This is a genomic window from Pseudomonas sp. BNK-7 (assembly GCF_048072025.1).
Taxonomy (GTDB): Bacteria; Pseudomonadota; Gammaproteobacteria; order Pseudomonadales; family Pseudomonadaceae; genus Aquipseudomonas; species Aquipseudomonas danubii.
The window spans coordinates 5,960,305-5,983,900 of the sequence record NZ_CP182252.1 but is presented as its reverse complement, the minus strand read 5'-3'; the positions used below and the strand labels follow the sequence as shown (position 1 = coordinate 5,983,900).

General features: G+C 61.0%; 21 protein-coding genes. 13 read left to right on the top strand and 8 right to left on the bottom strand.

Features of this window, described 5'->3' with window-relative positions:
- Positions 1 to 45 precede the first annotated feature (45 nt).
- Positions 46 to 1,410 (bottom strand): ethanolamine permease, encoded by a 1,365-nt coding sequence (gene eat, locus ACMGF8_RS26840; protein WP_110594591.1) that lies wholly within the window; start codon positions 1,408 to 1,410, stop codon positions 46 to 48.
- 344 nt (positions 1,411 to 1,754) lie between these two features.
- Here eat and kdpF point away from each other — a divergent pair, with 344 nt between their 5' ends.
- From kdpF to ACMGF8_RS26810, 6 genes are all read left to right on the top strand, one after another.
- Complete coding sequence (gene kdpF / locus ACMGF8_RS26835; protein ID WP_016964080.1) at positions 1,755 to 1,844, top strand: K(+)-transporting ATPase subunit F; 90 nt, start codon at positions 1,755 to 1,757, stop codon at positions 1,842 to 1,844.
- Between the two features lie 11 nt (positions 1,845 to 1,855).
- Complete coding sequence (gene kdpA / locus ACMGF8_RS26830) at positions 1,856 to 3,550, top strand: potassium-transporting ATPase subunit KdpA (protein WP_115580644.1); 1,695 nt, start codon at positions 1,856 to 1,858, stop codon at positions 3,548 to 3,550.
- A gap of 10 nt (positions 3,551 to 3,560) precedes the next feature.
- Complete coding sequence (gene kdpB, locus ACMGF8_RS26825; protein ID WP_102880457.1) at positions 3,561 to 5,645, top strand: potassium-transporting ATPase subunit KdpB; 2,085 nt, start codon at positions 3,561 to 3,563, stop codon at positions 5,643 to 5,645.
- A 36-nt stretch (positions 5,646 to 5,681) separates the two neighbouring features.
- Entirely contained in the window at positions 5,682 to 6,227 is a 546-nt protein-coding gene (gene kdpC, locus ACMGF8_RS26820; RefSeq protein WP_102860871.1) for a potassium-transporting ATPase subunit KdpC, read from the top strand.
- Positions 6,228 to 6,301: 74 nt separating this feature from the next.
- Positions 6,302 to 8,953, top strand: coding sequence for a sensor histidine kinase (locus ACMGF8_RS26815; protein WP_102860872.1), 2,652 nt, complete (start codon positions 6,302 to 6,304; stop codon positions 8,951 to 8,953).
- Positions 8,954 to 9,056: 103 nt separating this feature from the next.
- Complete coding sequence (locus ACMGF8_RS26810) at positions 9,057 to 9,752, top strand: response regulator (RefSeq protein ID WP_102860873.1); 696 nt, start codon at positions 9,057 to 9,059, stop codon at positions 9,750 to 9,752.
- Between the two features lie 29 nt (positions 9,753 to 9,781).
- On the opposite strand, the gene ACMGF8_RS26805 is transcribed toward ACMGF8_RS26810, so the two are convergent.
- The gene (locus ACMGF8_RS26805) at positions 9,782 to 10,816 is read right to left on the bottom strand and encodes a patatin-like phospholipase family protein (RefSeq protein ID WP_102880454.1); all 1,035 of its coding nucleotides are present in this window, start codon (positions 10,814 to 10,816) and stop codon (positions 9,782 to 9,784) included.
- A gap of 221 nt (positions 10,817 to 11,037) precedes the next feature.
- Between ACMGF8_RS26805 and ACMGF8_RS26800 the strand changes: the two genes are divergently transcribed.
- From ACMGF8_RS26800 to ACMGF8_RS26790, 3 genes are all read left to right on the top strand, one after another.
- Entirely contained in the window at positions 11,038 to 11,316 is a 279-nt protein-coding gene (locus ACMGF8_RS26800; RefSeq protein WP_102860875.1) for a hypothetical protein, read from the top strand.
- Positions 11,317 to 11,459: 143 nt separating this feature from the next.
- Positions 11,460 to 12,227 carry a CHAD domain-containing protein gene (locus ACMGF8_RS26795; protein WP_102860876.1) on the top strand — a complete coding sequence of 256 codons (768 nt, stop codon included), beginning with the start codon at positions 11,460 to 11,462 and terminating at the stop codon, positions 12,225 to 12,227.
- 109 nt (positions 12,228 to 12,336) lie between these two features.
- A complete protein-coding gene (locus tag ACMGF8_RS26790) occupies positions 12,337 to 13,134 on the top strand; it encodes an acyl-CoA thioesterase (RefSeq protein WP_102860877.1) in 798 nt (265 codons plus the stop codon).
- 4 nt (positions 13,135 to 13,138) lie between these two features.
- Here ACMGF8_RS26790 and ACMGF8_RS26785 read toward each other — a convergent pair whose 3' ends face one another.
- The 3 genes from ACMGF8_RS26785 to ACMGF8_RS26775 all read right to left on the bottom strand — a co-directional run bounded on the left by ACMGF8_RS26785 (position 13,139) and on the right by ACMGF8_RS26775 (position 16,019).
- A complete protein-coding gene (locus ACMGF8_RS26785; RefSeq protein ID WP_102861005.1) occupies positions 13,139 to 13,501 on the bottom strand; it encodes a terminase in 363 nt (120 codons plus the stop codon).
- 144 nt (positions 13,502 to 13,645) lie between these two features.
- Positions 13,646 to 15,127, bottom strand: coding sequence for a methyl-accepting chemotaxis protein (locus ACMGF8_RS26780; RefSeq protein ID WP_416757826.1), 1,482 nt, complete (start codon positions 15,125 to 15,127; stop codon positions 13,646 to 13,648).
- Between the two features lie 85 nt (positions 15,128 to 15,212).
- A complete protein-coding gene (locus ACMGF8_RS26775; RefSeq protein ID WP_102860879.1) occupies positions 15,213 to 16,019 on the bottom strand; it encodes a TatD family hydrolase in 807 nt (268 codons plus the stop codon).
- Positions 16,020 to 16,254: 235 nt separating this feature from the next.
- Here ACMGF8_RS26775 and ACMGF8_RS26770 point away from each other — a divergent pair, with 235 nt between their 5' ends.
- From ACMGF8_RS26770 to ACMGF8_RS26760, 3 genes are all read left to right on the top strand, one after another.
- Positions 16,255 to 17,676, top strand: a complete 1,422-nt coding sequence (locus ACMGF8_RS26770; protein WP_416757824.1) for a transglycosylase SLT domain-containing protein — start codon at positions 16,255 to 16,257, stop codon at positions 17,674 to 17,676.
- A gap of 102 nt (positions 17,677 to 17,778) precedes the next feature.
- Positions 17,779 to 18,213: a DoxX family protein gene (locus tag ACMGF8_RS26765; protein ID WP_102860881.1), complete on the top strand. Its 435-nt coding sequence runs from the start codon at positions 17,779 to 17,781 to the stop codon at positions 18,211 to 18,213.
- Between the two features lie 298 nt (positions 18,214 to 18,511).
- Positions 18,512 to 18,820: a hypothetical protein gene (locus tag ACMGF8_RS26760; protein ID WP_102860882.1), complete on the top strand. Its 309-nt coding sequence runs from the start codon at positions 18,512 to 18,514 to the stop codon at positions 18,818 to 18,820.
- 144 nt (positions 18,821 to 18,964) lie between these two features.
- Here the strand turns inward: ACMGF8_RS26760 and ACMGF8_RS26755 are convergent, their stop codons facing one another.
- Positions 18,965 to 19,594, bottom strand: a complete 630-nt coding sequence (locus ACMGF8_RS26755) for a response regulator transcription factor (protein WP_102860883.1) — start codon at positions 19,592 to 19,594, stop codon at positions 18,965 to 18,967.
- 302 nt (positions 19,595 to 19,896) lie between these two features.
- On the opposite strand from ACMGF8_RS26755, the gene greB reads away from it, so the two are divergent.
- Positions 19,897 to 20,370, top strand: coding sequence for a transcription elongation factor GreB (gene greB, locus ACMGF8_RS26750; RefSeq protein ID WP_102860884.1), 474 nt, complete (start codon positions 19,897 to 19,899; stop codon positions 20,368 to 20,370).
- 33 nt (positions 20,371 to 20,403) lie between these two features.
- Here greB and ACMGF8_RS26745 read toward each other — a convergent pair whose 3' ends face one another.
- Together ACMGF8_RS26745 and ACMGF8_RS26740 are read right to left on the bottom strand one after the other, a co-directional pair.
- On the bottom strand, positions 20,404 to 22,908 hold the full coding sequence (locus ACMGF8_RS26745; RefSeq protein WP_416757821.1) for an ABC transporter permease: 2,505 nt from the start codon (positions 22,906 to 22,908) through the stop codon (positions 20,404 to 20,406).
- Positions 22,908 to 23,591, bottom strand: a complete 684-nt coding sequence (locus tag ACMGF8_RS26740) for an ABC transporter ATP-binding protein (protein WP_102860886.1) — start codon at positions 23,589 to 23,591, stop codon at positions 22,908 to 22,910. The genes ACMGF8_RS26745 and ACMGF8_RS26740 overlap by 1 nt, the downstream gene beginning before the upstream one ends.
- Between the last annotated feature and the right edge of the window lie 5 nt (positions 23,592 to 23,596).

Sequence of the window (23,596 nt, the reverse complement as noted above, 5' to 3'; positions counted from 1 at the left end):
GGTTCCATTGTATGCCTGATTGTTCTGGCCAGTAGTGCCCGATGCTTACAGACCGGTGAGCATGGCATCCGCCGGGGCATCGGCCCGCAGTTGTGCGGTGAGCTGAAAGTAAATGAAACCCAGCACCATGAAGCCGAGGAAGATCAGGCCAATCAGCGCGTTGAACCAGGCCATGGCCACCAGGCACACCAGCGCCAGTGCCAGTGCGATGGCGGGTACCAGCGGGTAGCCCGGGGCGCGGAAGCTGCGTGGCAGGTCCGGTTCGGTCCGGCGCAGTTTGAACAGGCTGAGCATGCTCATGATGTACATCACGATGGCGCCGAATACCGCCATGGTGATCATTGCGGCGGTCAGGGTCATGCCGCCCAGGTTGATCAGGCCATCGCTGTAGATCGCGGCGATACCGATCAGGCCGCCGGCGATGATCGCCCGGTGTGGCGTCTGGAAACGTGACAGCCTGGCCAGGGATGCTGGCAGATAGCCGGCGCGGGCCAGGGCAAAGAACTGCCGCGAATAGCCGAGGATAATCCCGTGGAAGCTGGCCACGAGGCCAAACAGGCCGATCCACACCAGCATGTGCAGCCAGCCGGAACTGTCGCCCACCACGGCTTTCATCGCCTGGGGCAACGGGTCGTTGATATTGGCCAGGGTGCGCCAGTCACCCACTCCGCCAGCGAAGAACATCACCCCCATGGCCAGCAGTACCAGGGTCAGAATGCCGCTGATGTAGGCCTTGGGAATGGTGCGTTTGGGGTCCTTGGCTTCTTCGGCGGCCATGGCCGCACCCTCGATGGCCAGGAAGAACCAGATGGCGAAGGGGATGGCGGCGAACATCCCGGCAATCGCAGGGGCTCCGAAGGTGTCGGCTCCGGCCCAGCCGTTGAGGGCGAAATTGCTGAAGCTGAAGGCCGGTGCTACCACGCCCATGAATACCAGTAGCTCTGCCACCGCCAGTACGCACACCACCAGTTCGAAGGTAGCTGCCAGTTTTACCCCGAGGATGTTCAGGCCCATGAAGACGAGGTAGGCCCCCACGGCGGCATGCTTGGGGTCCAGCGCCGGAAACTGCACATTCAGGTAGGCGCCAATGGCCAGGGCAATCGCCGGTGGCGCAAAGACGAATTCGATCAAAGTGGCCAACCCGGCAATCAAGCCGCCTTTCTCACCAAAGGCGCGTCGGCTGTAGGCAAAGGGGCCTCCTGCATGGGGAATGGCCGTGGTCAGCTCGGTGAAACTGAATATAAAGCAGGTATACATGGTGGCGACCAGTAAAGAGGTCACGAGGAAACCAAGGGTTCCGGCCACGCCCCAGCCATAGCTCCAGCCGAAGTATTCCCCGGAAATCACCAGACCGACCGCGATACCCCATAAATGCAGCGTGCCCAGAGTGGGCTTGAGTTGTGTGTTCATCAGTTGCTCCCTGAACGGTTGGAAGTGCTCGGGACTGGCCTGTGCAGCGCCCATGCCAGTCTCGTGGCGACCGTCGTAAAGCCAGGAAAGCGGTCGTATCGAGGATGTTTTCCAGGTTTTTGTCGTCGATCGATATCAGTCTGGTGCATCCCGGTGCCTTCGATTGGGGCAGGGGGAGCATGGGGGCAGCCGCTGTCGTCTTCCAACTGCCCAGGTAAACGCCGCATAAAGCCATTCTTTACGCTTTCTTTATGGGCCTCCCACCCCGTCGATCTCGTTCCTTTACAGGCACCCTGCGGACAATGGCTGCATTCGCGGCAATCGCCGTACCTCGGAGACATTCCATGAACATTCTGGACGCGGTGTCATTGCTGCTGGCAGTGGGCCTGTTCGTTTATCTACTGGTTGCGCTGCTGCGCGCGGATCGGAACTAGGAGCTGCGGTTATGCACAGTTATGACTATTGGCTGCTCCTCGCCTTCTTTGCCCTGGTGCTGCTGCCCGCGCCCTGGCTGGGACGTTTCTACTACAAGGTCATGGAAGGCCAGCGCACCTGGCTGACCCCGGTCCTGGGGCCGGTGGAGCGTGCGTGCTACCGGATTTCCGGGGTCGACCCACAAGACGAGCAGAGTTGGCAGAAATACACCCTGGCCTTGTTGGCCTTCAACCTGGCGGGGTTTGTCCTGCTGTTTGCCATCCTGCTGTTCCAGGGGTATCTGCCACTCAACCCGCAGAATCTTCCGGGACAGGAATGGACCCAGGCGTTCAACACCGCCGTCAGTTTCATGACCAATACCAACTGGCAGTCCTACAGTGGTGAGGCCTCCCTGAGCTACCTCAGCCAGATGGTCGGCCTGACCGTGCAGAACTTTGTCAGCGCTGCTACCGGGCTGACGGTGCTGGTTGCCTTGTGCCGCGGCATTGGCCGGCGTTCGGTGCGCACCCTGGGCAACTTCTGGGTCGACATGACCCGCGCGACTCTCTATGGCTTGCTGCCGCTGAGTCTGCTGCTGGCGTTGTTCCTGGTCTGGCAGGGCGTGCCCCAGACCTTTGCCCACTACGTGGATGCCCTGACCCTGCAAGGTAACGACCAGGTGATTCCGCTGGGCCCGGCGGCGAGCCAGATCGCCATCAAACAGTTGGGCACCAATGGTGGTGGCTTCTTCGGTGTCAACTCGGCTCACCCGTTCGAGAACCCCAGTGCCTGGAGCAACCTGTTCGAGCTGGTGTCGATCATCTTGATTCCCGTGGCCCTGGTGTTCACTTTCGGCCACTACGTCAAGGATCTGCGCCAGAGCCGCGCGATCATTGCCTGCATGTTTGCCCTGTTCCTGATTGGCGGTGCCACCTCGCTGTGGGCGGAGTATCAACCCAATCCGGCGTTGCAGAATGCTGCGGTGGAGCAGGCGGCACCTCTGGAAGGCAAGGAAGCGCGCTTGGGCACCACTGCCACGGTGCTCTGGTCGGTGACCACTACGGCCGCGTCCAATGGCTCGGTGAACGGCATGCATGACAGCCTGAATCCTCTGAGCGGCATGGTGGCGCTGATCAACATGATGGTGGGGGAGGTGATCTTCGGCGGTGTCGGCGCGGGTCTCTACGGCATGCTGTTGAACGTACTGATCGCGGTATTTCTTGCCGGGTTGATGATCGGTCGCACCCCGGAATACCTGGGCAAGAAGCTTCAGGCCAAGGAAGTGCAATTGCTGGTAGTGACCCTGATGGTCATGCCCATTGGCGTCCTCGTCCTCGGTGCCCTGGCCGCCAGCCTGCCTGGTCCGGCCGGAGCCATCAGCAATCCAGGGCCTCACGGTTTCAGCCAGTTGCTGTATGCCTACACCTCAGCCAGCGCCAACAACGGCTCGGCCTTCGGTGGCTTCAGTGCCAACACCCCCTTCCATAACCTGATGCTGGGCCTGGGCATGCTGATTGGACGTTTCGGCTACATCCTGCCGGTGCTGGCCCTGGCTGGCAGCCTGGGGCTGAAGAAGCCCGCCCCCATCGGCCAGAACAGCTTTCCCACTCACGGCCCGTTGTTCGTGGCCTTGTTGACCGTGACCATTTTGCTGGTGGGCGGCCTGACTTTCCTGCCGACCCTGGCGTTGGGCCCAATCGCTGAACACTTGAGCATGGGCTTCTGAGGACCTGATGATGAATATGCATGTTCCTGCCTCGAACAAGGCTGTTGACTCGGCCGCCAAGGCCAAGCGCACCCAGGCCGAATCTTCGAGTACCGCGATCTCTGCTCTGTGGCGCCCGGCGCTGATTCAGGCCTTCGTCAAGCTCGACCCTCGCCAGTTGCAACGTTCGCCGGTGATGTTGGTGGTGGAGTTGACGGCAATCCTGACCACTGTGCTGTGTTTCGTGCCGGATACCTCGGTATCGACGTTCGTCGCGGCACAGATAGCCCTCTGGCTGTGGTTTACCGTGCTTTTCGCCAACTTTGCCGAAGCTCTGGCAGAGGGCCGTGGCAAGGCCCGGGCCGACAGCCTCAAGGCCGGCAGCGAAGGCTTGAGTGCTCGCCGTCGCACCAGCGAGGGCACCTATCAGGTGGTGCCGGCGATCAACCTGCGCAAAGGCGATGTGGTGCGGGTTGAAGCCGGGGAAATGATCCCGGGGGACGGCGAGGTGATCGAGGGCATTGCCGCGGTCAATGAGGCGGCGATCACCGGTGAGTCGGCGCCAGTGATCCGCGAGTCCGGTGGCGATCGCTCAGCGGTGACCGGCAACACCCGGCTGGTTTCCGACTGGCTGCTGGTGCGCATCACCAGCAATCCCGGCGAGTCGACCCTGGATCGCATGATCGCCCTGGTGGAAGGTGCCAAGCGGCAGAAGACGCCCAACGAAGTGGCCCTGGATATCCTGCTGATCGGCCTGACCCTGATCTTCCTGCTGGTGGTGGTGACCCTGCAGCCCTTCGCCCACTTTGCCAATGGCAGCCTGCCGCTGGTGTTCCTGGTGGCGTTATTGGTGACCCTGATTCCCACCACCATCGGCGGCCTGCTGTCGGCCATCGGCATTGCCGGGATGGATCGTCTGGTACGCCTCAATGTGATCGCCAAATCCGGGCGTGCGGTGGAGGCCGCGGGGGATGTGCATGTGTTGTTGCTGGACAAGACCGGCACCATCACCTTCGGCAACCGTCGTTGCAGCGCCATTCATCCGGCTCCCGGCGTGAACGCTCGTGAGCTGGCCGAAGCAGCATTGCTGGCTTCACTGGCGGATGACACTGCCGAAGGCAAATCCATCGTCGAGTACTTGCGGGAGCTTTATCCACAACCTGAACCGGCTCCTGAAGTCTTGACCGCCGTGCCATTCAGTGCGGAAACCCGCCTGTCCGGCGTCGATTACCAGGGCCGGATCTATCGCAAGGGGGCGGTGGATTCGGTGCTGAACTTTGTTGGCCTCAAACGCAGCGACCTGGCGCCGGCCCTGTCCCGGGAAATCGACAAGATCGCCCAGAGCGGTGGTACTCCACTGCTGGTGTGCGGCGAAGGCCGGATGCTTGGGGCCATTCACCTCAAGGATGTGGTCAAGCCGGGTATCCGCGAGCGTTTCGCCGAGTTGCGCAAGCTGGGGATTCGCACTGTCATGGTGACCGGCGACAACCCGCTGACCGCTGCCGCCATCGCCGCTGAAGCCGGGGTCGACGACGTACTGGCCGAAGCCACGCCGGAAAAGAAACTGGCGCGCATCCGTCACGAGCAGAACGACGGACGCCTGGTGGCGATGTGCGGCGACGGTGCCAACGACGCCCCGGCGCTGGCCCAGGCCGATGTCGGCATGGCGATGAACGACGGCACTCAGGCGGCTCGCGAGGCGGCCAACATGGTCGACCTGGACAGTGATCCGACCAAGCTGCTGGACGTGGTGCAGATCGGCAAGGAGCTGCTGGTGACCCGTGGCGCCCTGACCACCTTTTCCATCGCCAACGATGTCGCCAAGTACTTCGCCATTCTGCCGGCGCTGTTCGCAGCGATTTATCCACAGCTGGGCGTGCTCAACATCATGCACCTGACCAGCCCGCAGAGCGCGATTCTCTCGGCGATCGTATTCAACGCCCTGATCATCGTGGTGCTGATCCCTCTGGCGTTGCGCGGGGTCAGGGTCCAGGCCGCCAGTGCCGCCCACCTGCTGCGGCGCAACCTGCTGATCTACGGTGTGGGTGGGATCGTGGTGCCCTTTGTCGGGATCAAGCTGATCGACATGCTGCTGACCGCCTTGCACCTGGTGTAACTCGCCTGCGGCATTGAATGAATCGAGGATTGAGAAATGACTAGCGTATTGCGTCCGGCCTTGAGCCTGATTGTGTTGATGACTGTGATTACCGGCGTGGCCTATCCACTGGTGGTGACCGGTGTGGCCCAGGTGGCGTTCCCGGATCAGGCCAATGGCAGCCTGGTGCGTGATGCCCAGGGCAAGGTGCGTGGTTCGACCCTGATTGCCCAGGATTTTGTCGGTGATGCCTGGTTTCATCCACGCCCATCGGCAGGAGCCTTTGCCACGGTGTCCAGTGGTGCCAGCAACTTGGCGCCGAGCAACCCGGCCCTGGCCACGCGGGTGATCGACGATGCCCAAAAGCTCCAGGTGCCAGGTCAAGGGCCAGTGCCGCTGGCCTTGCTGACCACCTCCGGCAGCGGCCTCGATCCGCACTTGCCACCCGAGGCGATTGACTATCAACTAGCGCGGGTCGCGGCGGCGCGCAATCTGCCGGCGGCTAAGCTACAGGCGCTGGTGCAGGCACATATCGAGCGGCCGCTGGTGGGGCCGCCGGTGGTCAATGTACTGGCCCTGAACCAGGCCCTGGAGAATCTGTAAGCGCTGCCGTTCGTGCGGGTGACAGCGTCTAGCGTGCGGATTGAACCGATTGTTTTGTTGCAGAGAGATAACCCATGAGTGATTCCGGCCGCGCCGACGCGCTGCTTGCTGATCTGCCCCGGGATGGCCGCGGTCGGCTCAAGGTCTTTCTTGGCGCCGCTCCTGGAGTCGGCAAGACCTACGCCATGCTTCAGGCCGCCCACACGCAAATGCGCCAAGGGGTCAAGGTGCTCGCCGGGGTAGTGGAAACCCATGGTCGTGCCGAGACCGAAGCGCTGCTGAGCGGCTTGCCGCAGCAGCCCCTGGTGCGCTCGGAGTACCGTGGGGTGGTGCTCGAAGAGATGGACCTGGATGGTCTGTTGAAGGCCCGGCCCAAGCTGGTGCTGGTGGACGAACTGGCCCACAGCAATGCGCCGGGCAGCCGGCATGCCAAGCGTTGGCAGGATATCCAGGAGCTGCTGGCGGCGGGTATCGACGTGTTCACCACGGTCAACGTCCAGCACCTGGAGAGCCTTAACGATCAGGTGCGCGGCATTACTGGGGTCCAGGTCCGCGAGACGCTGCCCGACTGGGTGCTGCAGGAAGCCTATGAATTGCTGCTGGTGGACCTGCCGCCGCGGGAGCTCCTGGAGCGCCTGCGGGACGGCAAGGTCTATGTACCGGAGCAGGCGCGGGCGGCCATCGATGCCTTTTTCACCCAGACCAACCTCACCGCGCTGCGGGAGTTGGCGATGCAGACTGCTGCGGCCCAGGTGGATAACGACCTGGCCCTGGGCTATCGCCAGTTGGGGCAGGCGGCTCCGGCGGTGCGTGGGCGTTTGCTGGTGGGCATTGATGGCGATGCCCAGGCCGAGCGTCTGGTGCGCCATGCCAGTCGTGTGGCCCAGCGTCGGCATTTGCCCTGGAGCCTGGTGCATGTGGACAACGGCCGGCTGCGGGACGAGCAGTCGCGCCTGCGCTTGCAGGCGGCGCAGCAATTGGCTGAGCGCCTGGGCGGGGAGGTGGTTCTGCTGCGGGCTGGCGAGGTGGCCAAGACCCTGATCCAGCACGCCAGCGAACGCCGCGCCAGTCTGTTGCTGGTGGGGCAATCCAGCCGCCGCTGGCGTCGGCGCTGGTTTGGTGGTGGCCTGGCGGCGCGCCTCTTGCGTAATGCCGATGGCCTGGAAATCAATGTCCTGGACAGCGAGCCACAACCCCATCAGCCGGGTTTGCGAGCCAAGCATTCGCTGTTGTGGTTCGACTATGCCCTGGCGCTGTTGGCGACCGTGTTGGCCAGTGCCCTGGCCTGGGGGGTGGCCAGTGTGCTGCCGTTGCCGAACATTTCCCTGGTGTTTCTTGCCGCAGTGTTGCTGGTGGCCGTGCGCAGCAGCCTGGGGCCGGCCCTGGCTTGCGCGGCGCTGTCGTTCTTGAGCTATGACTTCCTGTTTATCCCGCCGAGTTTCTCTTTTGCCATCCAGCGTGAAGAGGATGTGCTGACTCTGCTGTTTTTCCTGCTCATGGCTGCGCTCACCGGCAACCTGGCGGCGCGCCAGCGGCGGCAGTTGCAGGCCCTGCGCGAGACCCAGGAGGAAACCGGTGAACTGTTGGACCTGTCACGCAAGCTCACCGCTGCCACTGACCGGCAAGCGGTGATCAGTGCCGCAGCCCAGCACCTGCATGGGCGTGATGAGTTGCGTATCTGCCTGCTCAATCGCGACGGGCAGGGGGGCTGGAAAGTCGAAACCGGTGGCTCGCCGCAGTTCTCCGAGGCTGAGCGTGCGGCGGCCGATTGGGCCTGGCAGCACGATCAGCCTGCGGGGCTGGGGACCGGGACCTTGCCCTTCGGGCGTTGGTGGTGGTGGCCATTATCGGTGGATGACGGCCCCTTGGGGTTGTTGGGTGTCTGTCCCAGGGAAGGCGAAGAGTTCAGTGGCCAGCGTCGCCGCCTGCTCACCGCCCTCAGCCAGCCCCTGGCCCAGGCGCTGGCTCGGGCGCGTTTGGCGGAGGATTTGGAGGCGGCGCGACTGCACGGTGAAACCGAACAGTTACGCAGTGCCTTGCTGGCCTCTGTGTCCCACGATCTGCGCACACCGCTGACTTCGATGCGCGGCAGCATCGACAGCCTGTTGGCGCTGGGAGAGGCGATTCCCCTGGAAGACCGGCGTGAACTCCTGGAAGGCACGCGGGATGAGGCCGAGCGCCTGGATCGCTACATCCAGAACCTCTTGGACATGACCCGGCTCGGCCATGGTGCGTTGAAACTGGCTCGCGACTGGGTCGCGCCTGGGGACATAGTCGGCAGCGCCCTGAACCGCCTGCGTGCGGTGCTGGCGCCGCTGCAGGTGAGCACCGAATTGCCACCGGACCTGCCGTTGCTCCATGTGCATGCCGCCCTGATCGAGCAGGCACTGGTCAATGTCCTGGAGAACGCCGCACGCTTTTCGCCAAACCAGGGTCGCCTGCAACTCAAGGTCAGTGCCGATGAGCATGAATTGAGCTTTGCCGTCAGCGATGAGGGCCCGGGGATTCCCGAAGAGGAGCGGGCGAAGATCTTCGACATGTTCTATACCGCTGCCCGTGGCGATCGGGGAGGGCAGGGAACGGGGCTGGGCCTGGCGATTTGCCAGGGCATGGTTGGTGCCCACGGCGGGCATATCAGTGTCGCCGATGGCATTGACGGCCATGGCACCTGCATCACCTTGCACTTGCCATTGCAAACCCAGCCGGAGCTTGAGCAGGATCTGTGAATACCTGTAGAACGCAGTCATACCTCGTAACGCAAGCGCTACCGGGATTACCGGAGCAGCCTTGCGCTACTCTTTTGCCTCTTATTTGTCTTGAATTGAACCCATGAGCCAGACCGCGACCATCCTGGTCATCGACGACGAGCCGCAGATCCGCAAGTTCCTGCGCATCAGCTTGGCGTCCCAAGGATACAAAGTGATTGAAGCCGGTACCGGTACCGAGGGCCTGGCCCAGGCGGCACTGAACAAGCCGGATCTGCTGGTGCTCGACCTGGGGCTTCCGGACATGGATGGCCAGCAGGTACTGCGCGAGTTTCGTGAGTGGTCGACGGTGCCCGTGCTGGTGCTTTCGGTGCGTGCCAGCGAGGTGCAGAAGGTCGAAGCCCTGGACGGTGGCGCCAACGATTACGTGACCAAGCCTTTCGGCATCCAGGAGTTCCTGGCACGCATCCGCGCCCTGTTGCGCCAGGCGCCGGTGGGGGAGGTGCAGGAAGCGGCGTTGCAAGTTGGGCCGCTGACGGTGGACCTGGCCTACCGTCGGGTACTGCTCGATGGCCAGGAAGTGGCCCTGACGCGCAAGGAGTACGCTGTGCTGGCGCAACTGGCACGACACCCCGGTCGGGTGATCACCCAACAGCAGCTGCTCAAGGACATCTGGGGGCCGACCCACACCGAGGACAGTCATTACCTGCGGATCGTGGTCGGGCATTTACGCCAGAAACTGGCGGATGATCCGACCCAACCACGGTTCATCGTCACCGAAGCGGGGGTTGGCTACCGTCTCTTGGGGAGCGAGCCCTGAGCCTTAGAGGGCTGGAATGTCGGGGCTTGCTATTGTTCCTGTTCGTAGCGGTCCAGGGTATCGCTGGCGATTTCACGACCCAGGGCGATCAGTTCCGGGGCCTTGTAGAACTCGAAGAACCGGCACACACGCTTGGGCACGTTGATCAATATGTCCGGTGGATAGCCGGCGATCTTGTATTGGGCCAGGGACGTCTGCATGACCTCGAAGCTCTGGTTCACCAGGTCCAGTAGCGAGGCCGGACCGACGTTGTCGATGATGAACGAACCGCTGGCGGACTTGGGCGCGCCGTCGGTTTCAGGCGCAGCAGCCGGTTGCTGGGATTCCGGTTCGGCACCTTCGACCCAGGGATTGATCTCGGCGGCTTGGCTCTTGAAGGCCTCCTGTTCCAGCAGCAATAGTTGTTCGGCCTGTTTACGCCGGAACGGCAGGTGCGAGCCCAGGGAGTTGATCAGGCTGTCAAAGCGGCTTTTGAACGCCGGGGGGCGCTGGATCACCGGTAACTGATAATGGCGCTGGTTGGTGGAGTTGAGGTTGACCGCGATGATCAGGTCGCAGTGGCTGGAGACCACTGGCACGATCGGCAGCGGGTTGAGCAGACCGCCGTCCACCAGCATGCGGTTACCCTGCATCACCGGGGTGAACAGGCTTGGGATGGCTGCGGACGCGCGCATGGCTTGATGCAGGCAGCCTTCCTGGAACCAGATTTCCTGTTGGTTGGTCAGGTCAGTGGCTACCGCGGTGTAGGGAATGCGCAGCTCTTCGATATTCACTTCACCGACGATCTTGCGGATCTGGCCGAAGACTTTCTCCCCGCGAATCGCCCCCAGGCGGAAACTCACGTCCACCAGGCGCAGTACATCAAGGTAATCCAGGCTTTCGATCCACTCCCGATACTCGGCGAGCTTGCCTGCGGCATAGATGCCGCCCACCACGGCGCCCATGGAGCAACCGGCGATGCAGGCGATGTCATACCCGCGTCTTTCGATCTCCTCGATGACCCCGATATGGGCGTACCCGCGAGCGCCTCCCGAGCCGAGGACCAATGCGACACGTTTGTTCATGATTCGTCCCTTCGCCAAACAGGTTGCAACAATGCACCCATAGCGGCCTGGGGTTCAATTGCTGATGTAAGGCCGGACCTGTCCGGTGTTTTTTCCTTGGGGGGCTCGGGCCGCGCGGCTATGCTCCTGCGGCTATATTTTCCAAGGGTTGCGTCAGGCACTTTTTTACGCGGCCATCGTCTTACCCTGTACGACTGTTTTCTTTTCTTGAGGTGTCATTGATGAAAGCCTGGATCTGCTTGCCCCTGATGGCATTGGTACTGACCGGTTGCGCAGGCAAGACCGCCTACCGCGACAGCTGTGGCACTCAGCTGGACGCCGCCTGGCGCGAGCTGGACCTGGCCAAGGCTGAAGGTTTCGCCGGCACTGTGAGTTATTCAAAGGCCTTGTCGTTGCTGACGGGGGCCAAGACTCAGCAGCAATTCGAAGCCTTTGAAGGGTGCACCAAGAAAGCCGAGAAGGCGCGCTTCTATATTCGTGAGTCCCGCGCCGGGCGCTGAGCCGCGCCAGCCGCTACGCTGAAGCGGTGAATCTCCACCCTGGACCCCAATGATATGGCGCAACGCCGTTCTTGGGCCTGGGGTGTCATTCTTGAGTCGGATAAGCCCACATCGGGCTTGTGAGCCGTATTGGGGAAAGCCTGATGTCTGCCTTGGTTGATCGATTGGTGGTTCAGATCCTGAGCCTGGAAGTGAGCTTGCTGGCTTGTCAGGCGCGGCTGGCTGCCGCCACTGATGCCGAGGCACTGCATGACTTGCGTATCACTGTGCGCCGCTTGCGCAGCTTGTTGCGTCCATTGCGCGGTTTGCCTGGTGTCGAGCAGTTGGAGGCTGCAGCCAGTGACGTGGGACAGCTGACGACGCCGATTCGTGACCGCGAAGTGTTGGCCGCTTATCTGTATCAGCATGGCCTGCATGCTGCCGCCGAGCGTCGTACCGCTCAGTTGCAAGGGGAGTATTCGGCGATCGCCGCCGGGCCGCCGTTGGCGCAGTTGTTTCTGGTACTGGATGCGTTTCCGCGGTTTCTACGGGCCTCCGAACGTCAGGGTCTGCTGCGTGGTTTACGAGGAAAGATTGAAAAACGCTTGTCCAAGCAGTGGAAAGCCCTGGGTGAGGCGTTGCGTGATCCCGCCCACGACCGGCATCGCCTGCGACTGTTGATCAAGCGTGTGCGCTACGCCGCCGATGCATACCCCGAACTGGATCGTTTGCCACCCCAAGCCATGAAACGCCTCAAGGCAGCCCAGGGGGCATTGGGGGATTGGCATGATTGCTGGCAATGGCTGGCTCAGGCCGAACAGCAGATGGACTTGCTGCCCTGTGTCGCCACCTGGCGTAAAACCATGCACAAGTCCCAGGCCCGCGCCGACCAGGTACTGGACAAGCTTCATGGCGATTGCTTCAGGAACTGACTACCGTTGTGCGGCTTATCTGTCCGCTGCTTTGGCCAGAATAGTGGCTGTGCGGCTCTGCGACGCTGGTTAAGATCCTTGAGTCTATTTTTTGCCCCTCGAGGTTTTCATGCGTTTTTACGATTTGCTTGAGGCCGTACGCGGCCAGCCCCAGGCGTTGACCATTCCGCCCGAGTGGGCTCAGGGGCGTGCCAGTTTTGGTGGCCTGGTGGTTGCCTTGCAGTACGAAGCGATGCGGGCCAAGGTCCCGCTGGACCGGCCGGTACGTTCCTTGGCGGTCACCTTTGTCGGCCCAGTGTCACCGGATGTACCGGTCAGTTTTGAAGTGGATGTGCTGCGCGAAGGCAAGGCTGTCAGCCAGGTGCTGGGACGCGTCATGCAGGACGGCCAAGTGGTGACCCTGGTGCAGGGCAGCTTTGGCGCTTCCCGCGAGTCTGTGGTCAGTGTCGGCGCACTTCCGGCGCCTGAGATGAAGCATTGGGAGGAGTGCCAGGAACTGCCCTACATCAAGGGCGTGACGCCGGAATTCATGCGTCATTTGGCAATGCGCTGGAGCATCGGCGGCATGCCCTTCACTGGCAACCGTTCCCGGGACATGGGGGGCTGGGTGCGCCTGCGGGGGGATGTCAAAGAGGAGCCGGTGACCGAGGCGCATATCCTGGCGCTGGTGGATGCCTGGCCGCCGGCCCTGTTGCCGCATTTGAACAAGCCAGCGGCGGGCAGCACCCTGACCTGGACCATCGAATTCGTCCAGCCGTTGTTGTCAATCAGCACCCTGGACTGGTGCAAGTACCGGGTGGAAATCGAGCATGCCCGTGATGGCTACGGGCACGCTGCCGCCGCGTTGTGGAGTCCTGAGGGGCAACTGATTGCCCTGAGTCGGCAGACGGTAACCATCTTCGCCTGATCCGTCAGTGACGGTGGCGTTGCCGCCAGGCGCGCCACCAGGCACCGCTGAGGACAAAGCGTGGAAAGGTCACGAACTGCTCCATCAGCAGGCGTTGCACTGCATCTTTGCGATCGCTGAATGGTTCGCCGGCTTGTGCCTCCAGGCTATGGCCGTGACGCTGCAAACCGAGGGCAGCCAGCACTCCGAGCACGCCAATGGCCAGGCTCAGGAAACTCAGGGAGAACACTCCCGAAGCAATCAGCAGAAAACCGACAATGAACAGCGGGACGGCGATCAGGTGCAAAACCAGGTTGGTCGGATGCTGGTGGCTGTGCGGGTAGACGCGCCATTGCCAGGCGGGGAGGTTGGGGTGACGTTTGCCCATGATGATCATCCTTAGTGCTTGAAAACTCATGGACTAAGAATAGGGCGCAGTCGGTTTGGCGGCGAATCAAGGCTGGCTATCGGTTCGATAGCCAGTGGGGTGAGGGCAGGTGGCTGCTGCGGGGTAGCGGCTCATGCTGGCGGATCAGAGCTTCAACTGGCCGATGGCCTTGCTCAATTCGCCGGCCAGGGTCGCCAGTTCACTGCTGGTCGTGGCGGAAGCAACGGTCTGTTGCACGGTGTTTTCGGTAACATCGCGAATGCTGACCACCGCTCTATTCATTTCTTCGGCCACCTGGCTCTGCTGTTCCGCGGCGACGGCGATCTGAGTGTTGCTTTCGCGCATCTGTGCCACCGCGCCGGTGATTTCCGCCAGTGCCGTCCCGGCTTCCTGTGCCTGTTGCACGCAGTCGTCGGCTTTGAACGAGCTTTCCTGCATGAAGTCCACTGCATCGCGGGTACCGGCTTGCAGGGCGGACACCATGCCGGTGATTTCGTCGGTCGAGGCCTGTACGCGTTTAGCCAGGTTGCGTACTTCATCTGCCACCACGGCAAAGCCGCGACCCATTTCGCCGGCCCGTGCGGCCTCAATGGCGGCGTTGAGCGCCAGCAGATTGGTTTGCTCGGCGATGCTGTGGATGACGTTGACCACGCCGTTGATTTTCTGGCTGTCCTCGGCGAGTTTCTGAATCATCTCGGCAGTTTGTTGCACGCCACTGGACAGTCCAGCGATGGATTTCTGCACTCGGCCGACCACTTCATGGCCAGTGCCGGCCAGGGTGTCGGCAGTTTGCGACAGGTCACGAGTGGCACCTGCATGCTGGGCAATGTGGTAGACGGTGGCGGACATTTCGTTGATGGCGGTGGCGGCCTGATCGGTTTCGCTCTGCTGGCCGAGCATGCCGTGGCGTACATCATTCATGCTTGAGGCTAGGCGCGCGGCGCCCTGATCCAATTGGCGAGCGGTATTGGCCACGGTATTCACCACCCGTTGGTAGCCGGCCTGCATGGCGTTGAACGCGCTGGCCATCTGGCCCACCTCGTCCTTACAGGAGAGCGGTACGCGGGCAGACAGATCACCGGTCTTCTCAACATGCAGCATGACGTCCTTGAGGGTATTGAGTTGGCTAAGGAGAAAGCGAATCAGCAACTGCGAGGCGCAGAGCATGGCGAACATCAGGATGAATACGGCCGCTGCATAGTTGGTGAAGCGGTCACTGAAGACCTGGGCCAGGCTTGGAGCGCGGGCCAGGACTGCAACCTGCTGGCCGTCGGCGCGATGGACGACTTCGGCGCCCAGCAACGGGTTGGTACCGAACAGCGGCATGTGGTTGATCTCGATCCAGCCGTTCGCGCCGTTCAGCTCGGGCAACGCCTGGTCGTTGAAACTGGGCGTCTGTCCCTGGGAGAAAGTCAGTAGGTGTTCATCGGTGGGCAGGGGCTGTCCTGCAGGCCAGGCATTGAGCAGCAGGGCCTGGCTATGGGCGGCGGCCTGGGCGGTCTGGCTACGTGCCTGCTGCTCCAGTTGCACGGCGTACAGCACCAATAGCAAGGTGGTGACAAAGGCGACCGCATTGACCGCCCAGAATTTGTATTTCAACGAGATATTGCTAAGCCAGGCACCCATAGAAGGTTTTCTCTGATTGAGCGGAACAGTATTGGCAAGGTGCCATTATTGTGCCGTCATGATCTCGGAAAAATCTTGATATGAGTCAAGCAATCTCTGGCAAGCGGAAGAAAGCTCTGGAGCAGGCGGTGCTGTGGTTGGCCAGGTCTTTCGGGGTCTCTTCCCGGTGCTGTGCCACTTCCCTCAAGACCTCGGTCAGATAGGCCGGTTCGTTACGGCCGCTCTTCGGTTTTGGTCGCAGACTGCGCGGCAGCAGATAGGGAGCATCGCTTTCCAGCATCAGACGCCCGCGGGGAATGTTGCGTACCAGTGGGTGCAGGTGGGTGCCCCGGCGTTCGTCGCAGATCCAGCCGGTGATGCCGATGTGCAGGTCAAGATCAAGGTAACTGAACAGCGCCCGTTGTTCACCGGTGAAACAATGCACCACGGCTGCTGGCAAACGGTCACGAAAGTCCCGCAGGATATCCAGCAGACGCTGATTGGCGTCGCGCTCGTGGAGGAACACCGGCAGTTGCAGCTCGGCCGCCAGGGACAAGTGTTCTTCCAGGACTTTTTCCTGTTGTGGGCGGGGGGAGAAGTCGCGATTGAAGTCCAGTCCGCATTCGCCCACTGCACGTACCCGTGGCTCGCTGAGCAATGCGCGCAAACGCCGCGAGCTGTCGGCATTCCAGTCGCTGGCAGCGTGAGGGTGCAGGCCCGCGGTGGCGAACAGTCGCTGCCCGTTGCTGTCCAGTTGCTGGCACAGTTCCAGGGCCTGTTCGCTACCTTCGACGCTGGTTCCGGTCAGGACCAATTGGCAGATCCCAGCCTCATAAGCACGATCGAGAACGGCTTGGTGTTTTTCGGCAAAACAGGGATTGGTCAGGTTGACGCCGATATCGATGAGTTGCATGGTGCTATCTCCGCCTGCGGCCGGAAAGCATATCAGAGCTGTAGATTTATAAGAAAAACCAAGAACTACAACGAGTTAACGCTGTCTTTTGTTGCCGGAAGAACGTAGTGCTCAGGCTTTTTACTGTCATTGCGTTTGTCTTTCGCACCTTGCCAGTGCTCATGGCGCTCTGTTTCTGTCGATCAATTCTTCAAAAAACGACGAAGGGTTGAACAGTATTCTTTGCGGAGAACGGATGACCCGACCCTCGATATTGCTCGCGCTGTGCCTGACGTTGCTACTGCCATTGCCGGCCATGGCGCGCTTGGCGGGGCCGTCGGAAACCCAGGCTGCGGGAAAGGTCCGCGACCTGGCGGAGATCCGCAGCAGTCGGGTTCTGCGGGTACTGGTCAACCAGAGCCGCAATAGTTCCGGTGAAGTCCAGGGCCAGGCCATTGGCGTCGAGTACCATCGTCTGCGCTCGTTCGAGCAGTATCTCAACGGCCATGCCCGTGACGGTCAGGAAATCAGCCTCAAGATCATTCCCAAAGCCAAGGATCAACTGCTTGGGGCCTTGCAGCGAGGAGAAGGGGATCTGGTGGCTCCCGGTGAGTTGTTGGAGGCTCAGCCAGGGCATGCGGTCAGTTCCAGCGATCCGATCGTCAGCAATGTTCCCTTACTGCTGGTGGGGATCAAGGGCGAGCGTCGTTATACGCGTATCGAACAGCTGTCCGGCAAGACTCTGACCCTGACCACCGGTAGCGTCGCAGGGGATGCGGTGAGTCAGATCAATCAGAAACTTGCGTTGCACAAGCTGGCGCCGATCAAGGTCGAGTGGGTGGACCCCAGTCTGGCGGTGGAAGATGTGCTGGAAATGGTCCAGGGCGGGATCTTCCACCTGACCATTGTCGAGCAGCCGATTGCCGAGCGTTGGAGCAAGATCCTGCCCAAGTTGCGTTTTGACAGGCAATTGAAGATCAGTGAGCCGGGAGAGGAGCACTGGTTTGTCCGGCGCGATGCCTCGATGTTGCGGGCAAGTATCGATCGTTTCCTCAAGACCTATAAGACTCCAGCGGACCAGGATGTAGCCTTCTTGCGCATCTATCGTCGCCAATACCAGGTGCATTACCCCCTGGCTCGGGCCGATCGACAGCGCCTGGAAAAACTGCGGCCGGTGTTGCAGAAGCATGCGGGGGAGCAGGGTATGGACTGGCTGAATCTGGCGGCCCTGGCTTTCAAGGAGTCGGCCTTGCAGCCCAGCGCCAGGAGCGGCAGTGGCCCAACCGGGCTGATGCAGATCACGCCTTCGGCGGCGCAAAGGGTCGGGGTCAACAATATCCAGTCTCTGGACAACAATGTTCAGGCCGGTGCCAAGTACCTGGCGATGATCCGCCGTAAGTTCTTCTCCAGCCCCAAGCTTAACGAACGCGAGCGCATGGCGTTCGTCCTGGCGGCCTACAACATGGGCCCGGAACGGGTACAAGGAATGCGCAGCGAGGCCCGGCGCCGTGGACTGAATCCCAATCAATGGTTTTTCCAGGTTGAGCGTATTGCCATGGAGCAGGTGGGCATGGGCGCGGTCAGCTATGTTAATAGCGTCAATAAATACTATCTGGCCTTTGACCGTGAGCGAGGCTCTCTGGAGCCTCAGGAGCGAAAAGTTGCGTCTCGCAAATAATCGAAAAAACTGATTTTTATCTTGGGTTTTTTGCGCTTTTAGCATGATAAAAATTGATTAATATGGCGACCAACTTCCCCACCATACACAGGACTACAGAGCATGAGCACATTGATCAAAAACCTACTGAGTACTCGCGCCGGTTACGGCTTGAGCGTCTTGCGGATCTTCGTCGGTATCATCTTTGCGGCCCACGGTTCGCAGAAACTCTTTGGCTGGTTCGGGGGAGGCGGTCTGGCGGGAACGGCTCAGTGGATGGAAAGCATTGGTCTGGCTCCTGGGTATCTGATGGCGTTGTTGGCAGGTGGTACCGAGTTCTTCGCTGGTTTGGCGCTGGTCATTGGCTTGCTGGCGCGTCCGGCAGCTCTGGGCTTGTCCTTTACCTTGTTGGTGGCGATCTTCTCGGTGCATATCGGCAATGGTTTGTTCATGGCCAATAACGGCTATGAGTTCGCCCTGGCTCTGCTGGGCGGTACTGTCGCGGTCCTGTTCGAAGGTGCTGGCAAGTTGTCTGTGGATGCAGCAATAACCAAGTGATTTGACGAGCTCGATTCATCCGTCAAGTTGGTCTTCGGCGGCTCTGGATCAACTGCCAGGAAAATTTCCAAGGCCTGCCAATGCAGGCCTTTTTCGTTGTTGGGAAATCTTGACACTGACCTGCTGGCTTCTCTAGGATGCTGCTCATGCGCCGATTTAAACAGCTACTTGCGGGGCGCCAAGTGAGTCGAAAGATCACTGTTAGAAGCGATATTCTGGCTTCGAAATACCGCTAAAGCGCTGGTTCGGTGTTGCCTCTCACCTGCCCGGCAGAAACTTGAGGCAGAGACACAATACGATGAATGCACCACGCCCCCTTGTACGTCTTGCGCCGATCACGGCGAGTCTTTCCCAGCGCAACCCGAAAATCCTTCTTGGCGGCAAACATCAACCCACCTTGTTGCGTTACCTCGACGGCTGGCCACGGCGTTCCCCGGGCCCGGCGGCCTTTTTGATTCAGTTTGTTGAAGAGGGCGAGTCTCTGGCACGTTTTGCCAGCGATAGCTTTGATCTGGCGGTCATTCCGGCCCCCAGTGCAGCGGATGCTGCTGAAGTCATCAAGCAACTGACCCGCGTCGCTCGCCAAGGCCTGATCATTCGCCGCTAGTTACATAGAGGTTTCGGCGGCGCTGTACAGTTTGTTGCTGAACTGCGCCGTATTCAGATTGTGACCCCACCTAACAAGCACTGATTGGGATAGTCCCGGTTGCAGTTACTGCTGGTCATGAGTGAAGCGACAACGGGTTAATGTTCAAACTACGGCGTTACGTTTTGCCAGATCGGCCAGCGCCACGAGGTTGGAAATGTTGAAGCGCTTGAGCAAGCGAACCTTGTAGGTACTGACGGTCTTGTGGCTGATCAACAGAGCGTCGGCAATCTGCTGGTTGTTGAGGCCGCTTGCCAGGAGCTTCAGCACCGTGATCTCGCGATCGGTCAGGCGCGAGATCAACACGCTCTCCTGACTGGCGGCATTGGTGTTTTGCTGCAGGATATTGATGGTGTCTTCCGGGAAGTAGCTGTACCCGGACAGAATGGCTTTAACCGCATTGGCCAGCTCGTGAAGGTTTTCAGTCTTGCACAGAAATCCCGCGGCTCCCGCTTGCAGGCATCGCAGGGCGAAGTTCTTCGAGTCACTGGAAGTCAGAACTAGGGTTTTTACAAGCAGGTCCGCGGACTTGATATGGGCGATGACCGAAAAGCCGTCCAGGTTGGGAATACCCAGGTCGAGGATCAACAGGTCCGGCATGTGCTTTCGCACCAGTTGCACCGCGTCCGCACCGTTGTCGGCTTCGGCAACGATGGTGTGATGGTGGGGTTCCAGCACCGACCTGATGGCCAGTCGAATCAGAGGATGGTCATCGACGATAATGATGTTGCCCATTTAGTGCGTTCCCTTTGTTTTTAGAGGTGTTGGTCAGTATTGGCGGGTGCTTTGGATAAGTAGGTTTCAAGTTGTGCCTCAGGCTGGGTGCAAACACTGTTACTTAAGGTGTGTCTTGTGCCGTAAGCCTCAGCTGTTTGGCTCTATGATTGGCTGACCTCTCTGAAATCTAAATCGGACAAATCTGATAGTGCTGACTGGCTGGGAGAAGGGGGCGTAACAACCCTCCCATGACGGGCCGAGTGCATTAGCTCATTCAAATAACAGAACAGCATGTACAAGGCTGGAAGGTGACAAGCCAATTGAGTACTAAGCTCATCACACAGGATGGTTACGACGCTCTGAAGCAGGAGTTGGATTATCTGTGGCGGGAGAAGCGCCCGGATATTACCCAGAAGGTCACTTGGGCCGCGTCATTGGGTGACCGCAGTGAGAACGCGGACTATCAGTACAACAAAAAACTCTTGCGGGAAATTGATCGCCGGGTGCGTTACATACGCAAGCGTCTGGAAGACATGAAGGTGGTTTCCTACGCGCCAGAGCAGGAAGGGCGAGTGTTCTTTGGCGCCTGGGTAGAAGTGGAAAACGAGGCTGCCGAGATCAAGCGCTTTCGTATCGTTGGATACGACGAGATCTATCTGCGCAAGGACTACATTTCCATCGACTCGCCCATGGCCAGGGCGCTGCTGAAGAAGGAAGTGGGCGACGAGGCCATTGTTCATACGCCGGCTGGCGAAACCTGCTGGTGGATCAATCAGATCGACTATGAGAAGTAGGCTCGCCAGCCTGTGCTGGCGAGCTGTTGCTCTTCACCCTTCGCGCAGGACGCTCAACGGGCTGGCGTTCAATGCCCGGCGGGTGCCGAAAACCCCGGCCCCGCCCACCAACAGGGCGCCTATCAGCGGCAGCAGCAATAGCCAGGGATGTGGGTGCCAGGGCAGGTCGAAGGCGAATCGGTAAAGCACCAGGCTGACCAGTTCGCTACCCAGGGCTGCCAGCAGGCCGCTGACGGCGCCGAGAAGACCGAACTCGATCCGCCGAGCCTTGACCAGCAACCGCCTCTCGGCACCGAGCGCGCGTAATAGGGCGCCTTGGCGAATGCGCTCGTCCAACGTGGCCTGCAGGCCGGAAAACAGCACTGCCATTCCCGCCGCCAGGACAAACAGCAATACATACTCCACTGCCAGAGTGACCTGGGCCAGGATGCTGCGCAGTTGCTCCAGCAAGGCCTCCACTTGAAGAATAGTCACCGCTGGAAAGGCCCTGGATAGCTCGATGACCTGCTGGTCGTGTCCCGGGCTCAGATAAAAGCTGGTCAGGTAGGTGGCAGGCAGGTCTTTCAGGGTGCCTGGCTGGAAGATCATGAAGAAGTTCGGTTGGAAGTTGTCCCAGTTGATGCTGCGCAGGCTGGTAACCCGGGCTTCCCGATTAACGCCCGCGACCGTGAAGCTCAGTTGGTCGCCCAGCTTCAGTTTCAAGCTTTGTGCAACCTTGGCCTCCACCGATACGCCGGGCACAGCGTCGGCGGGCTGCGCTGACCACCAGTTGCCTTCGGTGATGCGGTTGCCGGCCGGCAGGTCGGCGGCCCAGGTCAGGCTCAGGTCGCGCTGTACCGCGCGGTCGCCACTGGAGTCCTTGCTGACTATCTCCCTTACGGGCTCGCCGTTGATGCTCACCAGGCGTCCGGGAACCACTGGATACAGCGGCGCCGAAGGGGCTGAAAGTTGTACCAGGCGTTCGCTAAAAGCCTGTTTTTCGGCGGGTAGGATATTCAGTGCAAAGTAATTGGGGGCATTTTTCGGCAACTGGTTCTGCCAGGTATCGAGCAGTTCGCCCCGCAGCAGGGCGATCAGAGCCATGGACAGCAGAATCAGACCAAAGGCCAGGGACTGTCCGGCTGCCGCCAGGGGATGCCGCAGCAACTGGCCCAGCCCCAGGCGCCAGGGCAGGGAGGAGCGGGCCAGCAGACGACGCAGGCTTTGCAGCACCAGAAGCAGTAACCCACCCAGTACCAGTGCAGCTATCAGCCCACCGCCGAGCAGTGCAAAGGTCAGGATCAGATCCAGACTCAGGCGCCACATGATCAGGCCCAGGGCAAACAGGGCAGCGCCGTAGATCATCCAGGTACTGGAAGGAATTGGCAGCAGGTCACGACGTAACACGCGAAGTGGCGGGACCCGCCCCAAGGCAGCCAGGGGCGGTAGGGCAAACCCTGCCAGGGCCACCAACCCGGTGCCAATGCCGGCAATGGCCGGGAGCAGGCCACCTGGAGGCACATCGCTGGGCAGCAGGTCATGCAGCAGATAGAACAGGCCACGTTGGGCCAACCACCCCAGCAGTGCGCCGCTGACGCTGGCCAGGAGCCCCAGAAGTCCCAATTGCACGCTGAACAGCAACATGGTTTCCCGTCGCGACAGACCGAGGCAGCGTAGCAAGGCGCTGGCATCGAAGCGCCGGGCTGCGAAACGATTGGCCGATAAGGCGACGGCGACCCCGGATAGCAACACGGCTACCAGACTGGCCATGTTCAGGTAACGCTCGGCCTTGCCCAGGGCGCCGCCAATCTGCTGGTTGCCATCGCGGGCATCCTGCAGTCGCTGGTTGGGCGCCAGGCCCGGCTTGATCAGTTGGCGATAGCTCTCTAGGGCCAGTGCCGGGCCGCGCCAGAGCTCCTTGTAGCTGACCCGGCTACCCGGCTGGACGACGCCGGTGGCTTGCAGGTCGTCCAGGCTGATCAGCACTCGAGGCGTCAGGCTATAGAAGTTGCCGGCTCGGTCGGGCTCATAGGTCAGGACCCGAGCCAGCCGCAGGGGGTGCGTGCCGACGTCGATGCTGTCGCCGATCTTCAGATTCAGCGCGGTCAGCAGGCGTGATTCGACCCAGGCTTCACCGGCCTTTGGACCTCCACCGGGCTCTTCAATGCCGTAGGGCGCTGCCGCGCTCTTGAGTTGGCCGCGTAGTGGGTAGGCATTGTCCACTGCCTTGATACTCGACAGCTGGATGCCATTGTCGGTGGCGATAACGCTGGCGAATTCGACTATGCGGGCATGATCGAGTCCCAGTGCACGCCCGCTGTCGACCTGCTCCGGGCGTGCCGGTGAGCTGCCCTCCAGAAGCAGATCAGCCCCGAGAAACTCGGTGGCCCGCAGCAGCATGGCGCCGTTCAGGCGGGCGCCGAAATAACCAATGGCGGTGCTCGCCGCCACAGCCACCAGCAAGGCAAAGAACAGCACCCGTAACTCCCCGGCGCGGGCATCGCGCACCAGCTGGCGCAGGGCGAGGCTGAACAGACGCAACAGCGGCAGACGTGTCATCAAGGCTCCAGAGGGGCGACCAGCAAGCCCGCTTCAAGACGGATCAGGCGCCGGCAACGATGGGCCAGGCGTTCATCATGGGTCACCAGCACCAGGGTCGTGCCGCTCTCCTTGTTGAGTTCGAACAGCAGGTCGCTGATGCGTTCACCGGTGTGGCTGTCGAGGTTGCCGGTAGGTTCGTCGGCAAACAGCACGTCGGGTTCGGCGGCAAAGGCCCGGGCGATGGCTACTCGTTGTTGCTCACCGCCGGAAAGCTGGCGAGGCGAGTGGCTCAGGCGCTGGCCGAGGCCGACCCGTCGCAGCAGCTCGGTGGCGCGCTCACGGGCGTCGCGGCGCCCATCCAGTTCCAGGGGCAGCATGACGTTTTCCAGGGCGTTGAGGCTGTCGAGCAACTGGAAGGATTGAAACACGAACCCAACGTGCTCGGCCCTGACCCGTGCTCGCTGATCTTCATCCAGGCGACTCAAGGCCTGGCCGGCGAGGGTGACCTCACCACTACTGGGCAGGTCGAGTCCTGCCAGCAAACCGAGCAGTGTGGATTTTCCGGAACCCGAGGCGCCGACTATGGCCAGGCTGTCGCCCTGGTTCAGCTCCAGGCTGAGTTCATGAAGGATGGTCAGTTCACCTTCCGCGCTGGGAACCACTTTGCTAAGGTTCCGCGCAGTGAGAATGCTTGCGCCCATGGAGA